Origin of the sequence: Planktothrix sp. PCC 11201 (assembly GCF_900009135.1) — a bacterium.
Classification (GTDB): Bacteria; Cyanobacteriota; Cyanobacteriia; order Cyanobacteriales; family Microcoleaceae; genus Planktothrix.
The window spans coordinates 171,417-193,607 of sequence record NZ_LT797705.1 but is presented as its reverse complement, the minus strand read 5'-3'; the positions used below and the strand labels follow the sequence as shown (position 1 = coordinate 193,607).

Here is a 22,191-nt window from a genome sequence, read left to right as displayed (position 1 = left end):
CTAGAAGGGGGATAGGGTAATGGATGTAGAATTACAGATTATCAAACATTTAGCCAGAGATGCACAACCAACAGTTTCAGTGATTGATGAATATTGTCAAGGTTATAAAGACCTATTCCCTGAAGTTAGAAGTTACGAATGTTTTAAATACTTACATCTAGGAATCATCTCACCAATTCCGAGAAAATCTTTACCGGAAATTGCTAAAATAGTAGGAATTAGGTCGCCGCAATCACTCCATCATTTTTTAGCCAATTCGCCTTGGTCAGCAAGGGAATTAAAGGAAAGAAGATTAGCTCGAACTCTAAAAGCATTGAAAGAAGAGAAGATTATAGTAATAATTGATGAAACAGGAGATAGGAGAAAGGGTAAAAAAACCGACTATGTAGCCCGACAATACTTGGGAAGTGTGGGCAAAATAGATCGGGGAATAGTATCAGTTAATGCTTACGGTGTTTATAAAAATATAACTTTTCCTTTAGTGTTTAGAGTATTTAAACCCAAAGGAACATTAAAAGAAGGAGATGTCTACAAAACTAAGATTGAAATCGCATCAGAAATCCTAACAGAGTTGGTTGAACTGGGATTTCAAATTGAATTGGTATTAGCAGATAGCCTTTATGGTGAAAGTAGTTCGTTTATCAGTACATTAGATAAATTTGGATTACCTTGGGTGCTGGCAATAAGAAGTAATCATGGAGTCTGGATGTCAAGCGAGGAGAAAGTTAGAGCAAACAAATGGTGTAAATTTGAGAGAGTTTTTAGCAATGGAGAATCAGAAACCCGATATATTAGAGAAATTATATTTGGAAAAAGAAGTCCGAGAACCTATTGGGAAATCACCACAGATCCAGAAACAATGCCAGAAGCCTCAACTTCATTTGTCATGACAAATTTAACAGAAAATAGGAACCAGATAAAAAAGACATTAGGTAATTTATACGGGTTAAGAACATGGGTGGAATATGGATTTCGACAATGTAAACAAGAACTGGGTTGGACTGACTATCGGTTGACGGATTTTCAAGATATAGAAAAATGGTGGGAAATCATTTTCTGTGTGTATTTAATGATTAGTTTCAACTCCGAAGTTTTCCGGTCTTTAAGTCAAGGAAGTCCCAGAGAATCGGAGAGCAAAAAAAACACCACAGATTGCTCGAATCACCAACAATGGAATCATAAAGAGGGATGGAAAAATGTTTTAAATAATTTGCGTTTAATAATTCAGCCTACTATTATATTGTGGTTGATTGCCCCGTGGTTAGATGTTTTTCCTGATCGTTATTTATTGCTTGGGTTTCATAAATTAATTCAGAATATTAATCAATTTCAATCTTATTTTCCCAATGGATAACTCTACTTTTTATTACTTGTTGGTTTCGGAGACTGACAGAAGAGGGATATAATCTCAGACTGGGATGTTGCTCTAACTGCCATTTAACTCCGGCTTGAGTTTTTGGGGGAGTTACCCCCAATCTGTAAAGAAACATGGGTTCTTCCTGCAGCACTGCCATTATTTCCGTAGTAATGGCACGAAAATGTACGCGCCCGACTAAAACCCATATAGAGTAATAGATTAAGACTCATTTTGCACCATTTTACACATATCTCGGTGCGATCGCCGTTAAAGTTGCAGTTCGAGTGGCATCACTGTCTTTGGGACTGCTATTGCAACCCACTCCATAATAAGGATCAGGATTACCGGGAGAAGTTAAACTAATTTCTGTATGACCAAAGCTGAGTAAGCTTGGAGCAAGATTTACAAAAAATGAATTAAACAGTGAAAAATGTTACAATTTTAGCTATTAATGTTAGGATGAAGAAGTTTCTTCATATATTATTTAAACTTCAGTTGTTTTTTACCTCTGGTTCTGATTTGCAGTAATAAGAAGATATACAGAGGAATAAACGCACTAAAGATGAAACGATTACCTAACATTTCCATCATTAAAGAAGACAGGATTGGGCCTGCTGCATTTCCTAAAGAGTAGGTTGTGGTAAACAAAGCTATTCCCGCACTTAAATCTTTGGAAATAACCTGTTCTCCAATTAATGCTAAACAGATAGGATAAACGGGGCCGATACTGGCACCTGCTAACATTGAAAACATCAAGATTAACCCATAGTTATCAATTAAATTTAAGCCTAAACTGGTAAGAATACTGACGAAAATACAAGCAGATAACACTTTAATTTTCCCCAGGCTATCAGCCAAGTTGGTTACGGGGACAGTACTTAAAAGACTACCCAGTCCAAAGATAGACAGGGTGAAACCCATTTGTTCTACACTATAGTTTTGATCGAGTAGAAAAACTGGATATAAGGTAATTAAAGTTGCTTCTGCCATTCCATAGCCAAATGCACAATGAATAGGAAATTTAAGCTGTTTGAGCAAGGGTAATAACAGGGTGCTTGATGAGGTTTCCAGAGTTAATTTCTCTTGAAAATAACACCAAACAATTGCAAAAGAAGTCAGGACAATAATTCCACCTATTAGAAAAGCTAATTGAGGTGAAATTTTGTAAAAATGTAATCCTAAATTTGTCCCAATAATGCACCCTAAACCCAAGGCCATAAAGTAAATGCCACTAACTCTTACTCGGTTAGTTTTATGGGAAAAATGATTTAATGCTGTTTGTCCTCCTATTAAAAAAAAACACACTCCAAACCCCATCAAAACTCGAATAATGTGCCATAAGAATAGTTCAGAAGTGAAAGGGAATGAAGATGAACTCAACCCCATTAACCACAACCCTAATAATAAAACGGGGCGAATTCCTCGTAGGCGTAAAAGCTGATTAGCCAAGGGGGTAGCAAGGGCGATCGCCAAAAAATAAACAGTAGAATTAATTCCAATCCAAATTTGGTTAACCTGTTGTTGTTTCATAAAGGTTGACATCAGGGGATGGAATAAACCGAGAGCAATACCGAATAACAAAGAGAGTAGATACAGTGTCAATAGTCGGGTTGAAAAGAGAACTATTGATTTTGGGCTAGAAACGTGTTGCATGATTATTTCCAGTAATATACATCAAAAGAGGGAAGAGACAATTAATGTCAATATTCTAGTTGTAATCCTTCCTGTTTTTAGCTATTTTTTGGTTAAAAAGCTTGAGAATTAGAGAAGTGTTTATCTGTGCTTGACAGGCTAAATCTTGATTTTTTTATCAACATTTGTCTTCTTCCCCTTCTTCCAGAGTAGTATTAATACTCTTGATTTTAAGGTAAATTAACAGCTTTTTAGCTCAATTAGTCCAGCAATTTGTCTAAGGCTGTTTGAGCAATTAGTTCCGCTTTCTCTGATGTCACTTTTTGATACTGTAAGGTCGTCTGAATACTACTATGTCCCATCAACGCCCGTAATTCTTCTAAGCCCATTAACCCGACTCGCTCGGTGGCAAAAGTATGTCTTAAGTCATGCAATCTAGCGTCTTGAAGTGTAGGGACTATGGCGATCGCGTCTTTCCAGTCTTGATAGGCTTGGCTGTAGCTGAGGCGACTGATCTGGAGGGTTTTGGGGTGCTGGGCGACAAATAAGGCGGTGGCCTGGGGAGGACGAGTTCCCTGAATATAGCGTTCTAAGGCTTGGGCTGCATCGGCACTGTAGAAGCACCAGCGTCGTTTATTGCCTTTGCCGATGACTTGAAATTTGCGGTCGGAGAATTTGATTTGGTCGATATCTAAGGCGAGGACTTCACTAACTCTGGCCCCACTGCGGTGTAGTAAACGGACTAATGCCATGAGTCGCCAGTTGGAGAGGTGGCGGATGGCTTGATACAGGGCGTTGAGTTGATGGGGTTTGAGGTAGCGGATCGTGCTGTCTTCGTGGTGTTCTCCTTGTTCGGCATCGGGTTTTCTGGGTTTGAGGCGGGCGATGGGGTTGAGGGGGATGTAGCCTTCATCTACGGCAAAGTTCATGAGGGCGATGAGGATACGTTGATGGCGACGGTGGGTGGTGTAACTCAGGTGGGTTAAGGAGTCGAGGTAGTCACGTACTTGTTGGCGATCTAGTGTTTTGAGATCCCAAAAGCCATACTGTTGTAGGAAGGGAATCAGGGTGAGTTCATAAGACTTTCGGGTGGCTGGGGAAAGTTCAGGACGCTGTAAAAATTGGGTGGCAATTGTAGCAATTGTGGTTGTCATAAAACAGGAATTATGCTGAAATAAGAAGAGGTTAATAACTACTGTTTTTAGCATATTTTAATGCACACTTTAACATCGGAATTTTTGCCCCAACCCGAGGAAACGCTGGGGGAATACGTGCGACGGCTGCGAGGACTGAAGCGTCTGAGTCAAGAGCAGTTGGCGCAAGGGTGTGGGTTGCATCTGCAAAGTATTGGCAAGATTGAGCGGGGGTTAACGACTCGTTTGAGTCAGAAGGCGAAACGGGGTCTGGCTCAGGTGTTGGGGGTTCCGGTGGCGTATTTGGAGGCGGCGGTGCGGGGAACGGGGGTGGAGGTGTCTCAGGCGCTGAAACTGTGTCTGTGTTGTTGGACACCGGGGACAGTGCCGGAGTTGGGGTGGCTTGACCCCAGGGCTAAGTTTTGTTTTTTGTGTGGGGGGGTTTTGTGCGATCGCTGTCCTGGATGTTCTCATCCCATCACGTCTGAGCAATATCGGTTTTGTCCGATGTGTGGTCAGTCTTATCGGGATGGAAAGCACAAAGCTTGAGTAAGGGTTGGTGATTCGCGGTTGTTGAGGTTAGGGAGTTAATTCAAAAAAATCCCGTCAAAAACAGACCGAGACACCCGAAAATTAATGTCCCTGAGTTTTTGATATAATTCATTTTTATCCGTAATATGAATCTTACCCGTTTGGGTTAACTTTTTGATAATTCCTAAAGTTCCTTTAACATTTAATCCTAAATTAATCGCTTGTTTTCGAGCCGCTAAGTCATCTAATATGATATAATCTGCTTGCAGTTCTGTTGCTAAAGAGATCGCTTCCGACTCCCCTTGTCCTAAACTTTGATTAATGCGGTTTAATAAAGACAGTAAAGTTGTACGTCTCACCTGAAGTTTTCCCGTTTCAATTAACGGATTAATCACTGAAATAATCAAATCATCCTTCGCTTGAATTTCTTCAATAACAGCCGTCGGGACATAAAATTCATCCTCCGTTTCCAGAAATAATTCTAAAAACTCTAATTTACCGAGAAAAATTAACGGGGATGAGTTAATCACAATTTTCACAACGTTTACCAGTCCTTTTCCCGTTGAATATCTTCATCCTCTAAATAGGAAAATTCGATTCCTAATAAATCTAAAATTTGCAATAATCCCGCTTCATCTAAATTCATCACTTCCGCAGCTTTCCTCAAACTTATCACTCTAACGGTTAACGCACCCAAAACAAATAAAAATCGTTCTTTCTGTTCCACGTCCGTAAAAACAGGTAAAGAAACTGCGATATTTTGTAAAGCTATTGTAGAAGTCATCATTTACTCCTAAAATTGAACAAATTTATAATTCTCCAAACCGTTCTCGATACAACCCTAACTGTTCTTCTGGCGTTAAATAGCGAACGCCTTGTTGATTATACCAAGATAAAACCTCTAATGGCTCAAGAAGCTCACAAACCGATGTTTCATCTTAAACCCGCAGATGGAGCGATTGGTGCTCATCTTCAAGCTGTACAAAGTGCTTACCGAGACTTTAATCAACTAGCTCAAAAAATTGCTGGATTAGTACAAACTCCAATAGCACTGCCGAGGTTGTAATCATTTACAACTGACATGAAACAGCCAGAAGTATTATCCCTGTTCCCAGTTAAGGTGCAACCGCCCCTTCCGGCTCAAGTTAAATAGCAGTTAGAAAGAAATAAGCCTAAAAACAATACTCGATTAGCTTGTCAAGAAGTTGTATAATTTAGGGCATCAACAATCTGTTAGGAGAGTGTCAAATTCGAGGGCTTTTAAATTGATAAATAAATTGCGTAAACCTTTATGCCTTATAGTAAATTTACACTGAGTAAAGCGGTAGATGATTTTCAACTCACCATCGTTGAAGGCGATCGCTTTCTCCCAGAGATTTCCCCAGTTAATCCAACTGCTTTGCTCAAAGATACGTTGAAAGAATCGTTACCTTGGGCGATCGCAGTCAGTAGTGAAAAAGCTCGTTCTGAAGCTATTATCAATCCCGTTTTGTTAGAAGTTAAACGTCAGCTTAAGGGACAAGTTAGTGTTTTTTCCGGTGAAGAATTCAACGTGCAGCCAGAGGTTGATTTAACAGGTTATGTCGATTTTCTGATAAGTCGTTCTCCAGAGCAGTTGTTTATTAAAGCCCCGGCGGTGGTTTTGGTGGAAGCGAAGAAGGAAGATTTGAAACCTGGGTTGGGACAATGTTTAGCAGAGATGGTAGCTGCACAACGCTTTAATCAACAGAAGCAGCAGCCGATTTCAACGATTTATGGAACAGTGACGAGCGGTACAGTTTGGCGGTTTCTCAAACTGGAAGGACAAACTGTGACGATTGATTTGACTGATTATCCGCTCCCTCCGGTTGAGCAAATTTTGGGCTTTTTGGTTTGGATGGTGCAGAATGGCTGAGGATTGGGATTTGGTATACTAGGTTGGAACTACACCTCTAGCTCAGAGCAAGGAGAGGAGAAAATTGCGGTGGAAGTTAAAAGTTTTTTGGCGCTTTACATCGGCAATTTCTGAGTTTCATACAGCGTTGGGTACATCATTAATATCACCTCATAAGAATCAAGAGATATCGCCAATAAGTTACAATATTCTAATCAGGTAATTTGCGAATTACAAGTATCACTCGCAAAATATCAAAGCCAGAAGCGGGGGCTTATGCAAGACCTCCTCACTGGCAAAGTCCGAGTTACCCCCATACTACAAACTGGAGGCGATCGCCACCCATGACTCCAGCCTTACCACCCCAGGAAACCCTGACCATTGAGTTCAAAAGCGACAGAAACAAACTTTCAGATCGCGACCTGATCGAGGCAATTACCTGCCTTGCCAACACCGACGGCGGCGAACTGTGGTTAGGCGTTGAAGATGATGGCACTCCCACCGGGTTACATCCCGACCATCAAATGGTTGAAGGTGTTATCGGACTGGTCGCAGCACGAACCTCCCCCGCTCTCACCGTACAAGTTGATCGCCTCACCATTCAGGGTGTCCAGGTGGCTCGGATTTTAGTCCCCCAAGCCAAGGGTGAGGTAGCCACCAGCAACGGGGTGTATGTGCGTCGTCGTTTGCGTCCTGACGGGACTCCCGAATGTGTTCCCATGTTGCCCCATGAGCGCACCAGCCGCGCCACGACCTTCGGACTCCTTGATGCCTCTGCCCAACCCGTTTCAGGCAGTACCCTCCAAGATTTTGATCCCATCGAACGCGATCGCCTGCGCCAAGCCATTCAAATCTATGGGGGCGATCGCATCCTGCTCGACCTGGATGACGAAGCCCTGGATGGTGCTTTGGGCTTAACCGCTCGACAGCCCGATGGGAGTCGCATCCCCACCCTAACCGGACTATTACTGATCGGACGGGAGCCTACCCTGCGGGAGCTTGTCCCCACCCATGAATTCGCCTTTCAGGTCTTAGCCCAGGAAGCCGTGCGGTTTAACGAATTTCGGCGCTTCCCCCTCCTCAAAGCCCTAGACTGGCTCCAAACAAACTTTCGCCCCTATAACCCAGAAGAAGAGCTACAAATTGGACTGTTTCGGGTGCCTGTACCTAAAGTTGATATGGGCGCTTTTCGTGAGGCGATCGCCAACGCCCTCGTTCATCGGGATTACCATCAACGGGGAGCCATCCACGTTCGCCTGGAAGACGAAGCCCTGGTAATCAGTAACCCCGGTGGTCTAGTCGATGGTGTCACCCTTGCTAACCTCCTGACGACTGAACCTCGTCCCCGCAATCCCCGCCTTGCCGATGTCATGAAACGAGTAGGGATTGTAGAGCGCTCAGGTCGTGGTATTGATAACATCTATCGCGGGTTACTTCGGTACGGCCGCACCGCTCCAGACTACAGCCGTACCGATAGCCATAACGTTGTCCTCAGCCTCTCCACTGCTGAAGCGGATCTTGAATTTCTCCGGTTAGTCGTTGAAGAGGAAAACAAGCAAACCAGACCCTTACCCATTGATAGCCTAATAGCCCTTTCAGCGTTACGAGAGAGCAAGCGGCTGAGTGCTGATGAATTAGCAACCCGAATCCAGCGAGACACTCATCAAGCTCGAAAAACCCTTGAAATTTTGAATGAAGCTGGGCTAGTTCAAGCGCATGGGATAACGCGCAGCCGTACCTATACCCTTGCTCCCAATCTTTACCAAGCAGCAGGCAACAAAGCAGAGTATACCCGACAAGTTGGTTTTTCAGATCTGCAAAACGAGCAACTGGTGATGAACTATGTAAAACAGTATGGTCAAATTAAACGAGCAGATGTAATGCAGCTTTGTCGATTAACTAAAGATCCAGCAGCCCGCCTTCTGCAAAAACTCTACAACGATGGGCGACTCGTTCGGCAAGGTAAAAGCCGAGCAACTTTTTATGTCTTAGCACCACCCCATACATGAAGTTATGAGCGGTTATGAGCAGTTATGAGCGGTTAATCAGACAACATTTCTAAAATTGAACAAGGAGTAGACCATCCCATTGAAGCCACAGCTTTGACTAAATCTTTAGCATACTAGATACTGAAGAACCAAAGTTTTTTAGCTAATACATCAGCGATTTCCGAGTTTCATACAGCGCTGGGGCAGTATATTAATTATCGGGCTGCATTGCGGCAGATTTAGTTTTTGGGCGTACCAAAACAAAATATTGTGTTAGGTTTTTATCCTCCTTTCATGCGGGAAATGAGCGACTATGCTGTCGGCTAAAAGTTTTTCATTTCTAAGCTAAATCAAGTTCTTATTTTTAGTTTTGACTCGTTCATAAAACTCCTCCATAACTTGAATAAAAGAATGCTCTTTTTTCCAAAAAGCCGGAAAATCTCCTTGTTTTTTAATCAAAATTGCAGGTAAACTCACAGAAGAGGATTCTTCAACAACTTGAGGAAGTCGATGTGTTCCTAGCCAAAACTCCCGCGCACTCATTTTCTCTGGAACCCCTTCTGTTTCAACAGTCGTATAGAAAGAGGTTGAGGGTTGTACAGAAATTTCCTGGGTTGTCAATTCTTGAGATAAAATCTGTCCTAATGGAGATTGAGATAACTCAGCTTTGAGAACATCTTTCGATAAACCCCTTAATTCAAACAGCAAAAAAGGATCATCATCTAATTGGGATGCTACTAAATAATAAACCCCCGCAATATGTTTACAAGGATTTGACCAATCTGGACAAGAACAACTCGTTTTAAAATCCTTTTGACTCTGGGGAAGTAAATGTAAACCTAAATCTGAAAACACATCCTCAATATTATCAGGAACTTCATTCATTAATAATTTAGACACAAAACTCGCTTTTGAAGACAAATGTTGAATCGCTTTCGACCAATCACTAGAACTAATCGGTGTAATTTCAATATTAATCTTATATCGGGGTTCTTTATAAACTCCAAAGTAGGGATTAATTGAACCTTTAACGGTTGCCGTAATTCGATTTTGATCAATACTCGACTTGAGAATCTTACCATTCCTTGCATAAGAACGTCCTCGACCCAAACGTGCAGGGTCACTAAAAGCTTCTAACGCTTCAATAAATTGTTTTCCCCACCAAGTCCGACTAAATTGAGCCATAATAAATCATACTCCTTTTAAACACGACAAAATTAACTACTCTAATAAAGCAACCTTATTCAATTGAATAAGCTGTTTAAAGGCTTCATTATCCAGTTCTGTTAACCAAGATTCATCACTACCAATGACCTGAGAAGAAAGTTTTTTCTTATCTTCTATCATCAAGTCAATTTTTTCTTCTAAAGTTCCCAAAGCCACAAATTTATGAACAAATACATTTTTAGTTTGACCAATCCGAAAAGCTCGATCCGTTGCTTGATCCTCCACCGCCGGATTCCACCAGCGATCAAAGTGAAATACATGATTTGCTTTGGTTAAAGTAATTCCCACACCTCCGGCTTTCAAAGAGAGAATAAAGACAGAAGGTTCGGTTTCAGGATTTTGGAATTGAGTAATCATTTGTTCGCGTTTCGTGCGATTTGTACCCCCATGAATATAATAGGTATTATAATGATAATGATGTTTAAAATGTCGTTCTAAACCATCACAAACTTCTTTAAACTGGCTAAAAACTAATAAACTTTCTCCTTCAGAAATAGCTTCTTCTGCCATATCTGCTAATCGTTGTAATTTCTGCGATCGCGCCGCCGAAAATTCACTTCCATCCTGTAAAAACTGAGCCGGATGGTTACAAATTTGTTTTAACTTCATCAGCGTCGATAAAATTAATCCTTTTCGTTTAATCCCTTCAACTTCATTAATTTTTTCAGCCACATCTTTCACTAACGCTTCATACAGAGATGCTTGCTCTTTGGTTAAGTTACAATACACTTTTTGCTCCACTTTATCAGGTAAATCATTAATAATTAAAGGGTCAGTCTTCACTCGTCTCAAAATTAACGGCTCTACCAATTTCTTTAAAGTTGCAGATTTCATCCGGTCATTATCTTTTTGAATAGGAATTTCAAAGGATTTGCGAAATTGAGCTTCTTTTCCCAAATAACCGGGATTCAAAAAATTAAAGATTGACCATAGATCTAGGAGACGATTTTCAACGGGAGTTCCCGTTAAAGCTAATCGATATTGCGCCGAAAGTTTTAAGATTGCACGAGTTTGAGCGGTTTTAGGATTTTTAATATTTTGAGCTTCATCAACAACAATTCGTCGCCATTCAAAATGATTGAATAATTTTTCATCTTGACGAACTAAGGTAAAAGACGTGATCACAACATCACAGTTAAGACAAGTCGATTTAAAGGCTTCTAGCTCTTGAATTCGACCGCTACCATGATGTATAATAGCTTGCAAATGGGGTGCAAACTTTTCAATCTCTTTTTGCCAATTCCCAATGACTGAAGTGGGTGCTATTAATAACGTGGGTAAAGTAGAATCTGTTGTTTCTTTTTCCTGAACTAATCGAGCAATCACCTGAACGGATTTTCCTAATCCCATATCATCCGCTAAACAGCCATTCAACCCTAAATTTTCTAAGTATTGTAACCAGGATACTCCCCGTTTTTGATAATCCCTTAACGTTCCTTGCAATAGGGGAATATCACCCACCATCGTAAGTTGACTTTTATCTTGCAATTTCCCCATCAAATCAGATATCATTGAGTCATGTTCGATTTCTAATTCATCTTCTAAGGAAGCCGACATTTTGACGAAATCTAACAGCTTGATTTCCGGTTGTTCTTCGGTGTGTTTTTGCCAAAATTCCAGCATCTGCTGCATTTTCTGTGTTCCTAATTCCATCCACTGACCCCGAAATTGAATCAGAGGTGTTTTAGCATTAACAAGTTGTTCCCATTCTTTGGGTGTAACAACTTCACCGCCAATGGATAGGGAATATTGATATTGAATTAACGTATCTAAATTAAAAAATCCTTTGCTGGCAGATGCTTTTCCTGAAGAACGAGAAGACGTTTTTAAACGAATTTTAGCGCGCTGACGACCTTGGGGTGTCCACCAAGCGGGAATGATGACTTTATATCCTGAATCTTCGAGTATCCAGGCACTTTCTTTGAGAAATTCAAAGGCTTCAATCAGATTTAATTCTAATCCAACGGGTTGATCTGTTTCTAATCCCTGCCAAAGTTTAGGATACATTCTGGCGGCATATCCTAAATTAAGTAACAGGTATTTCTCAAAATCTTTTCCTACATAATTGTACAGTTCTTTTTTCTTTTTTTGAGTTTGTTTCCAGTAATCTTTTAACAACAGCTTAAAGGAGGGGTCTTGTTTCGAGGAAACTGAAAAATGAATCAGCCAATTATCTTGTTCGTGAGTGGCTTCTTGGAGTTGAAAGCACAGGTCAAAGGCGGCTGCGGTTTGGCTGTGGGTGAGTTTTTCTTTCCACACTAACCACTGTTGATATTCTTCCAAATCTGCTGAACTGGTTCTGGGATTCTGGGAATTTGGATGAATACAATAATGCACTAATGTATCAGCAATTTGTTGATTAAACTTAGCTGTTAAGGGAGTTTGGGTAACAATTTGATGCAGTAAAGATTCAGAAAAATGGCGTAGTAATGTTTCTTTGCTATAAAATTTAATTGGATTTTGAGAAGCGAGAGAACCTGATACACAGGCTAAAGGCATTGAGTTGATAGATTGAGTAATTAAAGATTGATATTGTTCTGATATGATTTCCCAGCCGGAATAAATTTCAAATAATGGAGTTTGTGTTGCACGTTTGCCTTTGGCTTTAGGAGAAGCAAGCTGACGATATTTAAGCGCGGGGATATATTGATCTTTGTAAAGAATTTGTTTAAATAATTGGGTATAGTGATACCAAAAGAAGAGGTCAGAACCGAGGCTCATTTCTGAGGGTTTTTGTTGAGCGAAGAAGTGAATCTCTTTAAGAAGTTTTATAATTGTGTTGAGGGAATTAAATTTATTCCGACTAGATACCAATTGATAAGTTGTAATTTCCCATGTAGCAAATTCTTCAAATTCTAAGTTTAGGTCAGTTTCTAAGTATTTTGCTAATTCCGGTGAAGGAAGCGGTTGCTGATTAAGGGTTGGCAGGGCAAAGTATTTAAGGGAAATCCGATTCGAGATTAAACGCGAATAATCTTCAGAAATCCCGATTTCATTTTGCACAAATGCTTCTAAACTCGATGCTTTCAGATGTTGGGGATGGAGTGTGTCCGGGTTTGACTTTGTTTTGCGGGTCGAAGTTTCAACCCAAAGGTAAAATGCACCTTGTTCGATGAAATCACCTGTTGTTTCAGGAATCCAGGTTCCGTGCAGGATTTTCATGGTGAGATGTTATTTTAATTTGTTTATATTTTATATCGGGTTCTAACAATCATACTCGATCAGCTTGCCAAAAGGCATTAAATTTCTAAAATTGAATGTGCAGTCAAATTAATCACGATTGTCAATTAAAGTTTTAGGTACCTGCAAACCCAAGGTAATTGTTCTGGCTGCCATAAATGAAGATAACCCAAGCCATAACATCTGATTACTACGGAATTGCCAAGCTGCAATAACCCAAGGCGCAAATCCAAATATCGCTGACAGGAGCATTGATGTTCGCAAGATTCGACCTTTTGTTAACCCTAAAAAATATCCATCTAAAATATAAGCAATTGAACCAAATCCCAACACAGGGATTAACCAAACAACATCCGCCTGAATTGTTTCAATCACATCCGAGTGATTCGTTAACAGTCGAAAAATAGAACTGGGAAATACTATAAATACCGTTGCGAAAATTAAACCCAAACCCAAACTAACACCACAAGACATTCGCAAAAGATTCGCCTGTTTATTTTTAGCACCTTGACCTTGAAAAATTCCAGCAAAACTTTCAGTTGCAAATGCTAATCCATCAATAAAGTGTGCAGCTAAACTGACAACCTTTAATAATAATGTATTCGTTGCTAACACTAAAGTTCCTAAACCTGCACTTAAATTAGTAAAGACCGCAAAGGTAGAAATTAAAGCTAAGGTTCGCACCAAGATATCTTTGTTTAGTTTGAAATTGGCTAACATGGCATCCCGTTCAAAAATGCGAAAACCAACCCGTGATACTTTACTAAACCATCCCTCACTCCTAACTAAAATCATCCCAACTAACAACATTAAGTATTGACTCGCCGCCGTTGCAGCACCCGCCCCGGCACTTTCCCATCCCCACTGCATCATGAATAAGTAGTCTAGGACTACGTTTCCCCCGTTAGCAACGGCCGACAGCAGCCAAACTTTACCCCCTTGTTCACGACCGAGAAACCAACCCATCAAGACAAAATTAAGTAGTGTGGCAGGTGCGCCCCAAATCAGGGCATCATAATAAGCTTGACCTGACGCTTTCACTTCGGGTGTGGCATTTAATAAAGCAAATCCCAACTCTCGCAACGGATGCTGCAAAATTAAAATAGTTAATCCTAAGCCTAACGCGAGTAACCCATTGCGTAAGCCGGCGAGTAAGCTGCTACGCAGCTTGATTTAATAAATAGCATTTCCTTTGTTTTTAATTTTGCGAGACCAATTAATGATTAAATCTCCTTCGTTTAACAATTTATTCAATAATTCTTCTAACTGCTCTACTGATTCAAATAGCCGATGAGCAATATATTCTTTAGCTGAGTGCCAAACCAATTCAATTAAATTAAAGTCAGGGCTGTAAGGGGGCAAAAACTCTAACCTAATATTCGGCATTTCTGCTTCTATTCTCTCTAAAATCTCTTTCTTTTTATGAAAACTAGCATTGTCTAAAATTATTACTAATTTAGGCCCAGTTTCTAAAAATTCTTCGGCTAATTTTCCCGACTCTATCCATTCTTCAACAATCCAATTATGTAAAGCTTTGATTTGTTGATAAAAGGTCTCCGATTCTCCTTTCTTAATCACAAAATTTATTCTTTTTTTATCGCTATACCTTAACCCTCCCATTAGATTTACTCTTCCTTTCCTTCTTTGTCCTGTTACTTTTTTTCGGCTTCCCTTTTTCCCCCAGGTTTTTCTTCTTATTACTCTCAAACTAAATCCTACTTCATCCCAAAACCATACTTGCAAGCGTTCAGGTGATTCTTTTTCTATTTTTAAATACTCTAACAATTTCTCTTTAAATGCTTTCCTGTGTACCGGATTTTGTTTGTCCTCTAAGCTGTACTTTGCCCAAAGGTAAACGTACTTTTTTCTTTGTAATATTCTCCTGACTTGAGAGCCACTCAACTTAATTCCTGTTGCTTGCTCTAAATATGTTGCTAATCTATTTCCTGTCCATCTCCCAAATTCATATCCGTATTCTGATGGTTCTTTTTCTACTACTTTTAGTAACATTTCTTCATATTCAGCCGTAGCTTTCCGAAAGTTTCCTTGGCTTCTTCCATCTATAAAACTCTCCATTTTATCGGGATCACCATGAACAGCCCAGTACGCTACTGTCGGATAGGAAATTTCTAAAAAATTGGCTATCTTTTGATAGGTTTTTCCCTCATTCATTAATAATAAAATTAAAATCCTTTCTCTAATTTGAGCATTTTGATTTTCTTTCATTTCTTTAAGTAATCTTTCTTTTTGCTCTTTAGACAGATGATTTTTGGCTGGCATTGGGGGTTATATCCCTAAAAATACTTAATCTTCTATTATACAATCAAGCTGCGTAGCAGCTTAGGACTGCATCAGAGTCAGAACGTCCCACAGCTTGGGCTGTTGTGCCTGTTGTCCCCATGCGGAGGAACCCAAATGTCCAGTAAATATAGCTAAATAAGACAGCAGCGAGCGCCACCCCAGCTAAATGACGAATTTCTGCTAAGTGTCCTAAAAAAGCAATATCCACTAAACCGGACAGGGGAACCATCAGATTAGATAAAATATTGACGACGGATAGTTGGAAGAAGCGATGCTTGAAATCGGGTTCATTAAGATTAGATGTTGGCTGAATTGACATAAAAAACTTGTTTTAATTTTTCTGTTTAAAATATTAGAGGAAAACTTGATTTACTCATGTTCTCTCAAAACCTTTTGTAAGGATAACATTAAATTTTATGACGGGATATTTTGAAAAGGTTTATGAAGAAGTTTACAAAGGCTATTTAATTGAAATTTATAAGCACTCCAGTTTTGCACCGGAGGGAGTGGGTTCGACTCACTTCACTGTCCGAGTTAATGGTGAGTATTTGGCGGGAAGTTTTGACGGATACTCTTATAATCATTTTCAGCAGTTGGAGAAGATAAACCCTCCGCCAAATCCAGAGGAATCATTCGCATTGATGGAGGCAAAAAAGTATTGCGATGCTGCTGTTGAAGCCTTAGAGCAACGCGAAAATGAACGAAGTTCTTTGAATTTAGCTGATTTATTCTCTCATGTATTTAGGAAAATAAGTCACTTGATTAGGATTAAGTTCCTCTAAGCATAAGTGCTTTCGTTGGTGTTGATAATTATAAAGGGCGATGCTGACAGGCGGCATCACTACCACTTCATATGCTTTTTNAGACGTTTTTAAACGAATTTTAGCGCGCTGACGACCTTGGGGTGTCCACCAAGCGGGAATGATGACTTTATATCCTGAATCTTCGAGTATCCAGGCACTTTCTTTGAGAAATTCAAAGGCTTCAATCAGATTTAATTCTAATCCAACGGGTTGATCTGTTTCTAATCCCTGCCAAAGTTTAGGATACATTCTGGCGGCATATCCTAAATTAAGTAACAGGTATTTCTCAAAATCTTTTCCTACATAATTGTACAGTTCTTTTTTCTTTTTTTGAGTTTGTTTCCAGTAATCTTTTAACAACAGCTTAAAGGAGNATTTTTTCAAAAGATGAAGAAGTAAGATTAAGTCAAGCACTCAAGCCAGTGCCAAGGAGACTTGGAGGTAAAAGCTTTACCTCACTACCCAAGAAAAAACAAGGCATTAGTTGTGAGTCGCATCTAAAACCCAAGCTGGAGATGCCAGTATGCTCACAAAAGAAGAGTTCGATAACTGGTGTAATCGGAACAACCTATCGGCACTGCAAAAAAAGACAATAGAAATCATCCGCAGCAGTGAACCAGCACGCCGTGTAGGTGGAGGTAGAAAAAATATTTCTGGATTTTATCCCAGTCAGAAAATGGGTAGAAGCATTCAGTTTGAATCCCACAAGCTAGAGTTAGCATTAATCTACCAACTAGAACACGATTGGAATATTTTAGAATTTTACGACCAACCACCATCAATCAAGCTGCAATATCAGTCACCAACTGGTCGAAACATCTGCTTTTTCTACACTCCCGACTTTTTTGTACTCAGAAGAACCAGTGCTGGATGGATAGAGTGTAAAACAGAAAAAGAACTGAAAAAGAAAGTAGAAAAACAACCAAAGCTTTACAGTTCTGGAGAAAATGGTCAGTGGGAAATGCCCTTGGCTACAGAATACGCAGCCCAAGTGGGAATGGAATTTTGTGTCTGGTCAGATGCTCAAATAAATTGGGTGTTACAACGCAACATCATCTTTTTAGAAGACTATTACCGAAGTGAATATCCTCCGATAGAAACAGCAACAACTCAACTGCTACTTAGCATAATCAATAGCCAACCAGGAATTGCACTCAATCAGTTATTGCATCAAAATTGGGGAATAAAACCCGATGAAATTTATTCCCTAATTGCCACCGAACAAATCTATGTAGACCTCAGTGCAGCCCCTCTAGTTGAACCCCAAAACTGTAAAGTTTTTCCAGACCGTACCACAGCACAAACCTATCAATCACTGAAGTCGTCATCTTCAATGGATACTATTAGTCTACCCATAGTAGACCTAGTACCCTCTACACCAATTTGTTGGGATGGCAGAAGCTATTTCATAGTTCAAAGTGGTGAAACAGAAATTACTTTGCGTAATCAGTTAGGGGAATTAGTTGAATTGGGAAACGCAGAGTTTAACCGCCTTCTTCAGTTAGGAAAAATCACAGCTTTAACTACTACTAACTCCAGCCCTTTGAGCGAACAAATCACAGATTTACTCAAGAAAGCCAACCCGGCTGATTTAGAAAAAGCCAATCGGCGCTACCGGATACTCCAAGCCCATTTTTCCGGTCAACCAACAGAAAATCAAACTATACCAGAACGCACCTTGCGAGACTGGCAGGCTAAATATCGCATCGCGCAGCAAAAGTACGGCTATGGCTACATCGGATTGCTAACAACCTCTCATGCCAAGGGCAACCGCTACCGCAAACTGCCCCAACAGATTTTAGAATTGATGACCAAGTTTATTACTCAAGATTACGAAACCCATAAACAAAAACGAAAATCAGAAGTTTATGGAGCTTTTGTCCACGCCTGCTCAACTGCCGGAATTCCAGAGAATCAAATTCCTAGCTACAAGACATTCATTCAAGAAATCAAACGACATTCAGGCTACACTCAAACCCTGAAGCGGCAAGGACAAAGAGCCGCTTACCCGCAGCAACCTTTTTACTGGGAGCTAGAACTGACCACACCCCGACATGGAGACCGCCCCTTCGAGATTGGTCATATTGACCATACCCAGCTTGATATAGAGCTACGGTGTTCAAAAACCGGACTGGTACTGGGTAGACCTTGGGCTACCTTTCTCGTCGATGCCTACAGCCGGAGAATTCTAGCCGTTTATATGACTTTTGACCCGCCTTCCTATCGCAGTTGTATGATGGTACTGCGAATTGGCGTCATGCGGCATTCTCGCCTACCGCAAATTATCATCACCGACAACGGCAAAGAGTTTCACAGTATCTACTTTGAAAGCTTATTAGCTTGGTTTGAATGCACGCTCAAACATCGACCACCAGCAGCATCACGATTTAGTGGAGTTTGTGAACGATTATTTGGCACTGCCAATACCCAGTTCCTCTACAATCTGACAGGGAATACCCAAATCACAAAAAACGTTAGGTTAGTCACCAAATCAGTTAATCCGAAGAATTTGGCAGTGTGGACTTTAGGTAGTTTGTACCAGTATTTATGCCAATGGGCTTACTCAGAGTACGATACCACCCCACATCCAGCTTTGGGAGTTTCCCCTCAGTCAGCTTTGACAACGGGGTTAGCAGAATACGGCAATCGTTCCCATCGGCAAATTTGTAATGACGAAAACTGGAAACTATTAACCTTACCAAGTACACCCAAAGGACAAGTCAAAGTTCATCCCAGCCAAGGAATACAAATTCGAGGTATTCGCTACTGGTCTAATACCTTTAAAGACCCAGAAATTCATCACACTTATGTCAATATTAGATACGACCCATTTGATGCGGGTACTGCCTATGCTTATGTCCGAGGTCAATGGGTTAAGTGTATTAGCGAATATTATTCCATCCTGAAAGGACGCTCAGAAAAAGAGATTTGGTTAGCCACCGCCGAGTTACAAAAACGACAACAAAATCATCAAAAGCAATTCTTAGTTAGAGCCAAAAAGTTAGCGGAATTTTTAACCAGTGCAGAGGCAGAGGAAGTTCTACTCTCACAACGACTGATGGATGCTCAGATGACCGAAGTTTTTCGAGTCATTGATTATGGAATTGTGACCAATCAAATTGATAGCCAATCGCCAGAATCAGAAATTATCTGTCCTGCAACTCAAGAGAGTTCTTCACCCTTCCAACCCAGTGCCAACAGTCTCTCGATTAATCCCCAGGAACTGCAACTTTTTGACTCTTATTAATTATGTCTTATCCCCAACAATTTCCTCCATCTCTACTGACCCAATCTCCAGAAGAGAGATTGGCTTACTTTGACAACTACACAATGGCGCATCCCCGCTTAGACGAAGCCGTCAATTTACTCAAATTGTTAGTTAATCAGTCGGGAGAATCGCGGGTGATTTTTATTTATGGGCCGACTGGAGTTGGAAAAACAACTTTGCGATTGTTGATTGAAAAATGGTTGATTGAGTCAACGTTAGAAGAACTAGAAACTAACCCAGGTTGCATACCAGTTGCTAGTGTTGAAGCCGTCATCCAAAAATCAGGGCTATTTAACTCCAAAGACCATATTAAACGTTGTTTATTTGCTCTCAACGAACCCTTGATTGACCAGAAGATAGACTATGGGACAAGAGGAATCTATCGAAATGACAAGGGCCAAGTTATCATTGAATCTAAAGTGATTGAAACAGATTTAGCTTGGGCCTTAGAACAAGCTTTAAAACATCGAAAACCGAAAATCTTTTTTATTGATGAAGCGCACCACCTACTGATGCTTGCCAGTGGACGCAAACTCACAGATTTACCAGAAGCAATTAAGTCATTAGCTAACCGTACTGAGGTAGTTCATGGGTTAGTTGGGACTTATGAATTACTCACTCTGCACGATGTCGGCGACCAGTTAAGCCGACGTAGTGTTTATGTACATTTTCCTCGATATCGTGCTGATATTAAAGAAGATAGAGAAATATTCCAAAGTGTGGTTTGGGGTTTTCAATTACATCTGCCATTACCAGAAGCACCCGATTTAGTATCAAATTGGGACTATTGTTATGAGCGGAGTTTAGGCTGTGTGGGTATTCTTAAGAATTGGTTGAGAAATGCCCTAGCAGATGCGATAGCAGAAGGTGCTGTGACTGTAGGAAAAAAACATTTAGAGCGACGAGCTTTAGGAGTGGCTCAATGCCGGAATATACTTAAGAAAATTAAGGAGGGTGAGTACAATCATGCTCAAATTGAAGCCGAAGTTGAACAACTACGTGCTGAACTAGGGTTGTCAGTAACACCCGGACAAAGTAACCTGAATTCGCAGCTATTTCCCTCATTCCCTTCGGGCAACAATTTAAACAGAAAAAGACCCAAACCAGTCGGTCAACCTAAACCCAAGCGATACCCTTGTAGGAGTTAAGTAATATGGAACAATTTCAACTTACTCTCTATCCATCTTGGGATGTGCAAAAACCTACAATTCCTCCTAGAAGTCGTTTTTATCATTTAGAACCAATTGGAGTTGGCACTCCATATACAGAAAGCTTAACGAGTTACTTAATTCGACTTGCTCAAGAACACTGTGTTAATGTCTCTCAAGTGCTTCTCACTGAAATTGCTCCCCTAATTAGGAGAGAAAAAGGGCTATCATTCGCTCAATTTGAGAGTATTAGTAAAGTATGTGGGATTGACAGAGATAGAACTGCAATTAATGGTATGGGGTTGACGGCGACGCATCTAGTAATGGCTTTAGAAGCTCTCACCTCACAGAAGGATTTGCGTTTTCTTACCTTACTCCCATTAGCAGAAATTGTTTCTAAAAGAAGCTTACTCCGTCCCATTCGTGCTTGGTGTCCTATTTGTTATCAAGAATGGCTAAATACTGAACAAACTATCTATGAACCCCTGCTGTGGTCAATTAAAATTATTGAGTTTTGTCCCTCCCACCATCATCCTCTACTCTCTAAGTGTCCTTATTGTCATCAGCAGCAGTTAGTTCTTTGTAGAAACTCGCGACCTGGATATTGTAATAAATGTGGTCATTGGTTAGGAAAACGCTCTAGCAAAAAAGCTGTTGCTGGCTTAAGGGAAGGAGAAACCTTTGACAATCACTTCAGTTATATACTCAACAATGTTGGCGAATTAATTACGTTAGCATCTGGTCATGACTTACCTATTGAAGGCTATAAACTTCAGCAAATATTTTCTCGTTATATTCATCAAGTTTATGGAGGTAATGTTACTGCTTTGTCTCGCTTTGTAGGAATTCATGTGGCAACATTGAGTTGTTGGTATCAGGGCGCAACTCTACCGCAACTTGATAAACTATTACAATTCACAGAGCGGTTACAAATCTCTCTGGTGGATTTTTTAACTGAAGAATTCTTAGCTGATGATGGCTTGAACCAATCTGTAATTTTACCCTCTCCAGCTTCTCAAACGAGAAAACATTTAAGAAGATTAGATTTAGAAAAATTACAAGTTATTCAGTTAGTCCTTCAACAGGTACTTCAGGAGTCCCCACCACCATCCTTGCAGGATGTTGCACGCCGTCTTAACTATCGTTCTTTAGTTCTACAATATCATTTTCCCAACCTCTGCTCTCAAATTCAACTCAATCATGCTGCTTATCGAAAACTGGAGCGTCAACAAAGAATTCAACCTGTTTTAGAAGCAGCATTAGAAGAATTGCCACCTCCGTCTCTACTAGAAGTTGTCCGACGGCTTGGCTACAAAAATAACAGCTATTTATACACTTATTTCCCTTCTCTGTCGCGCCAAATTGCTAGGCGTTACAAAGATTATGTTCAAGCCTGTGGTTTGGAAGAAAGAAATCGCATCTTTCAAGAAATTCAGACTATTGCTTTACAGATTCACTCACAAGGATATAAGCCGACTCGATGTAGAGTGGCAGAACTTCTCCAAAAGCCTGGTGTAATGCTCAATCGCTATGCTCAGGATGTTTTGCGCCAAGTACAACGTTCTCTTGGTTATGAGTGAATTCTGATTTGTGAAATATTTTCTGACATCTCCCATCCAATTGGAAGCATATATTTGCCGGAGTCAATTGGAAGCATAAACTTGCCGAAACGGCAATATTATCCTTCCAATGACATTTTTTCATGTTGCTCATCTCCTTCGGTTGAGTGAATTTATCCTGCTTGAACACA

General features: G+C 40.4%; 21 protein-coding genes. 11 read left to right on the top strand and 10 right to left on the bottom strand.

The window, feature by feature from the left end:
* Positions 1-19: 19 nt before the first annotated feature.
* Positions 20-1,354: an IS701 family transposase gene (locus PL11201_RS16990; RefSeq protein ID WP_079676739.1), complete on the top strand. Its 1,335-nt coding sequence runs from the start codon at positions 20-22 to the stop codon at positions 1,352-1,354.
* Positions 1,355-1,837: 483 nt separating this feature from the next.
* Here the strand turns inward: PL11201_RS16990 and PL11201_RS16980 are convergent, their stop codons facing one another.
* Positions 1,838-3,010, bottom strand: a complete 1,173-nt coding sequence (locus PL11201_RS16980) for an MFS transporter (protein WP_079680085.1) — start codon at positions 3,008-3,010, stop codon at positions 1,838-1,840.
* Between the two features lie 239 nt (positions 3,011-3,249).
* On the bottom strand, positions 3,250-4,143 hold the full coding sequence (locus PL11201_RS16975; RefSeq protein ID WP_079680116.1) for a tyrosine-type recombinase/integrase: 894 nt from the start codon (positions 4,141-4,143) through the stop codon (positions 3,250-3,252).
* A 60-nt stretch (positions 4,144-4,203) separates the two neighbouring features.
* Between PL11201_RS16975 and PL11201_RS16970 the strand changes: the two genes are divergently transcribed.
* Complete coding sequence (locus tag PL11201_RS16970) at positions 4,204-4,671, top strand: helix-turn-helix domain-containing protein (RefSeq protein WP_079680084.1); 468 nt, start codon at positions 4,204-4,206, stop codon at positions 4,669-4,671.
* Between the two features lie 38 nt (positions 4,672-4,709).
* Here the strand turns inward: PL11201_RS16970 and PL11201_RS16965 are convergent, their stop codons facing one another.
* Both PL11201_RS16965 and PL11201_RS16960 read right to left on the bottom strand, forming a co-directional pair.
* Entirely contained in the window at positions 4,710-5,183 is a 474-nt protein-coding gene (locus PL11201_RS16965) for a PIN domain-containing protein (protein ID WP_234996745.1), read from the bottom strand.
* A gap of 14 nt (positions 5,184-5,197) precedes the next feature.
* Positions 5,198-5,440 (bottom strand): hypothetical protein, encoded by a 243-nt coding sequence (locus PL11201_RS16960; RefSeq protein WP_231516620.1) that lies wholly within the window; start codon positions 5,438-5,440, stop codon positions 5,198-5,200.
* 12 nt (positions 5,441-5,452) lie between these two features.
* On the opposite strand from PL11201_RS16960, the gene PL11201_RS16955 reads away from it, so the two are divergent.
* The 5 genes from PL11201_RS16955 (at position 5,453) to PL11201_RS27540 (ending at position 8,841) form a co-directional block, all read left to right on the top strand.
* Positions 5,453-5,719 carry a hypothetical protein gene (locus PL11201_RS16955; protein ID WP_079680081.1) on the top strand — a complete coding sequence of 89 codons (267 nt, stop codon included), beginning with the start codon at positions 5,453-5,455 and terminating at the stop codon, positions 5,717-5,719.
* Between the two features lie 225 nt (positions 5,720-5,944).
* A complete protein-coding gene (locus PL11201_RS16950; protein ID WP_079680080.1) occupies positions 5,945-6,547 on the top strand; it encodes a hypothetical protein in 603 nt (200 codons plus the stop codon).
* 203 nt (positions 6,548-6,750) lie between these two features.
* Positions 6,751-8,535, top strand: coding sequence for a DNA glycosylase AlkZ-like family protein (locus PL11201_RS16945; RefSeq protein WP_234996744.1), 1,785 nt, complete (start codon positions 6,751-6,753; stop codon positions 8,533-8,535).
* A gap of 117 nt (positions 8,536-8,652) precedes the next feature.
* Positions 8,653-8,757, top strand: coding sequence for an element excision factor XisH family protein (locus PL11201_RS27360; RefSeq protein ID WP_144017800.1), 105 nt, complete (start codon positions 8,653-8,655; stop codon positions 8,755-8,757).
* A gap of 27 nt (positions 8,758-8,784) precedes the next feature.
* On the top strand, positions 8,785-8,841 hold the full coding sequence (locus PL11201_RS27540; RefSeq protein ID WP_231516628.1) for a hypothetical protein: 57 nt from the start codon (positions 8,785-8,787) through the stop codon (positions 8,839-8,841).
* Positions 8,842-8,859: 18 nt separating this feature from the next.
* Here PL11201_RS27540 and PL11201_RS16935 read toward each other — a convergent pair whose 3' ends face one another.
* From PL11201_RS16935 to PL11201_RS27135, 5 genes are all read right to left on the bottom strand, one after another.
* Positions 8,860-9,699, bottom strand: a complete 840-nt coding sequence (locus tag PL11201_RS16935; protein WP_079680077.1) for an SWIM zinc finger family protein — start codon at positions 9,697-9,699, stop codon at positions 8,860-8,862.
* A gap of 36 nt (positions 9,700-9,735) precedes the next feature.
* A complete protein-coding gene (locus PL11201_RS16930) occupies positions 9,736-12,903 on the bottom strand; it encodes a DEAD/DEAH box helicase (RefSeq protein ID WP_079680076.1) in 3,168 nt (1,055 codons plus the stop codon).
* Between the two features lie 108 nt (positions 12,904-13,011).
* Positions 13,012-14,088: an MATE family efflux transporter gene (locus PL11201_RS16925; protein WP_255377703.1), complete on the bottom strand. Its 1,077-nt coding sequence runs from the start codon at positions 14,086-14,088 to the stop codon at positions 13,012-13,014.
* Between the two features lie 6 nt (positions 14,089-14,094).
* The gene (locus PL11201_RS16920) at positions 14,095-15,201 is read right to left on the bottom strand and encodes an IS630 family transposase (protein ID WP_079678947.1); all 1,107 of its coding nucleotides are present in this window, start codon (positions 15,199-15,201) and stop codon (positions 14,095-14,097) included.
* A 43-nt stretch (positions 15,202-15,244) separates the two neighbouring features.
* The gene (locus tag PL11201_RS27135) at positions 15,245-15,541 is read right to left on the bottom strand and encodes an MATE family efflux transporter (RefSeq protein ID WP_079680074.1); all 297 of its coding nucleotides are present in this window, start codon (positions 15,539-15,541) and stop codon (positions 15,245-15,247) included.
* 97 nt (positions 15,542-15,638) lie between these two features.
* Between PL11201_RS27135 and PL11201_RS26140 the strand changes: the two genes are divergently transcribed.
* Complete coding sequence (locus PL11201_RS26140) at positions 15,639-16,004, top strand: hypothetical protein (RefSeq protein ID WP_144017796.1); 366 nt, start codon at positions 15,639-15,641, stop codon at positions 16,002-16,004.
* Here PL11201_RS26140 and PL11201_RS16910 read toward each other — a convergent pair.
* A complete protein-coding gene (locus tag PL11201_RS16910; RefSeq protein ID WP_234996742.1) occupies positions 15,948-16,385 on the bottom strand; it encodes an SNF2 helicase-associated domain-containing protein in 438 nt (145 codons plus the stop codon). The genes PL11201_RS26140 and PL11201_RS16910 overlap by 57 nt on opposite strands.
* Before the next feature lie 163 nt (positions 16,386-16,548).
* On the opposite strand from PL11201_RS16910, the gene PL11201_RS16905 reads away from it, so the two are divergent.
* The 3 genes from PL11201_RS16905 to PL11201_RS16895 are packed head-to-tail and all read left to right on the top strand — an operon-like array spanning position 16,549 to position 22,021.
* Positions 16,549-19,272 carry a TnsA endonuclease N-terminal domain-containing protein gene (locus PL11201_RS16905; protein WP_079680072.1) on the top strand — a complete coding sequence of 908 codons (2,724 nt, stop codon included), beginning with the start codon at positions 16,549-16,551 and terminating at the stop codon, positions 19,270-19,272.
* Positions 19,273-19,274: 2 nt separating this feature from the next.
* Positions 19,275-20,441 (top strand): AAA family ATPase, encoded by a 1,167-nt coding sequence (locus PL11201_RS16900; RefSeq protein ID WP_079680071.1) that lies wholly within the window; start codon positions 19,275-19,277, stop codon positions 20,439-20,441.
* Positions 20,442-20,446: 5 nt separating this feature from the next.
* Positions 20,447-22,021: a TniQ family protein gene (locus PL11201_RS16895; RefSeq protein ID WP_079680070.1), complete on the top strand. Its 1,575-nt coding sequence runs from the start codon at positions 20,447-20,449 to the stop codon at positions 22,019-22,021.
* The last annotated feature ends 170 nt before the right edge of the window (positions 22,022-22,191 follow it).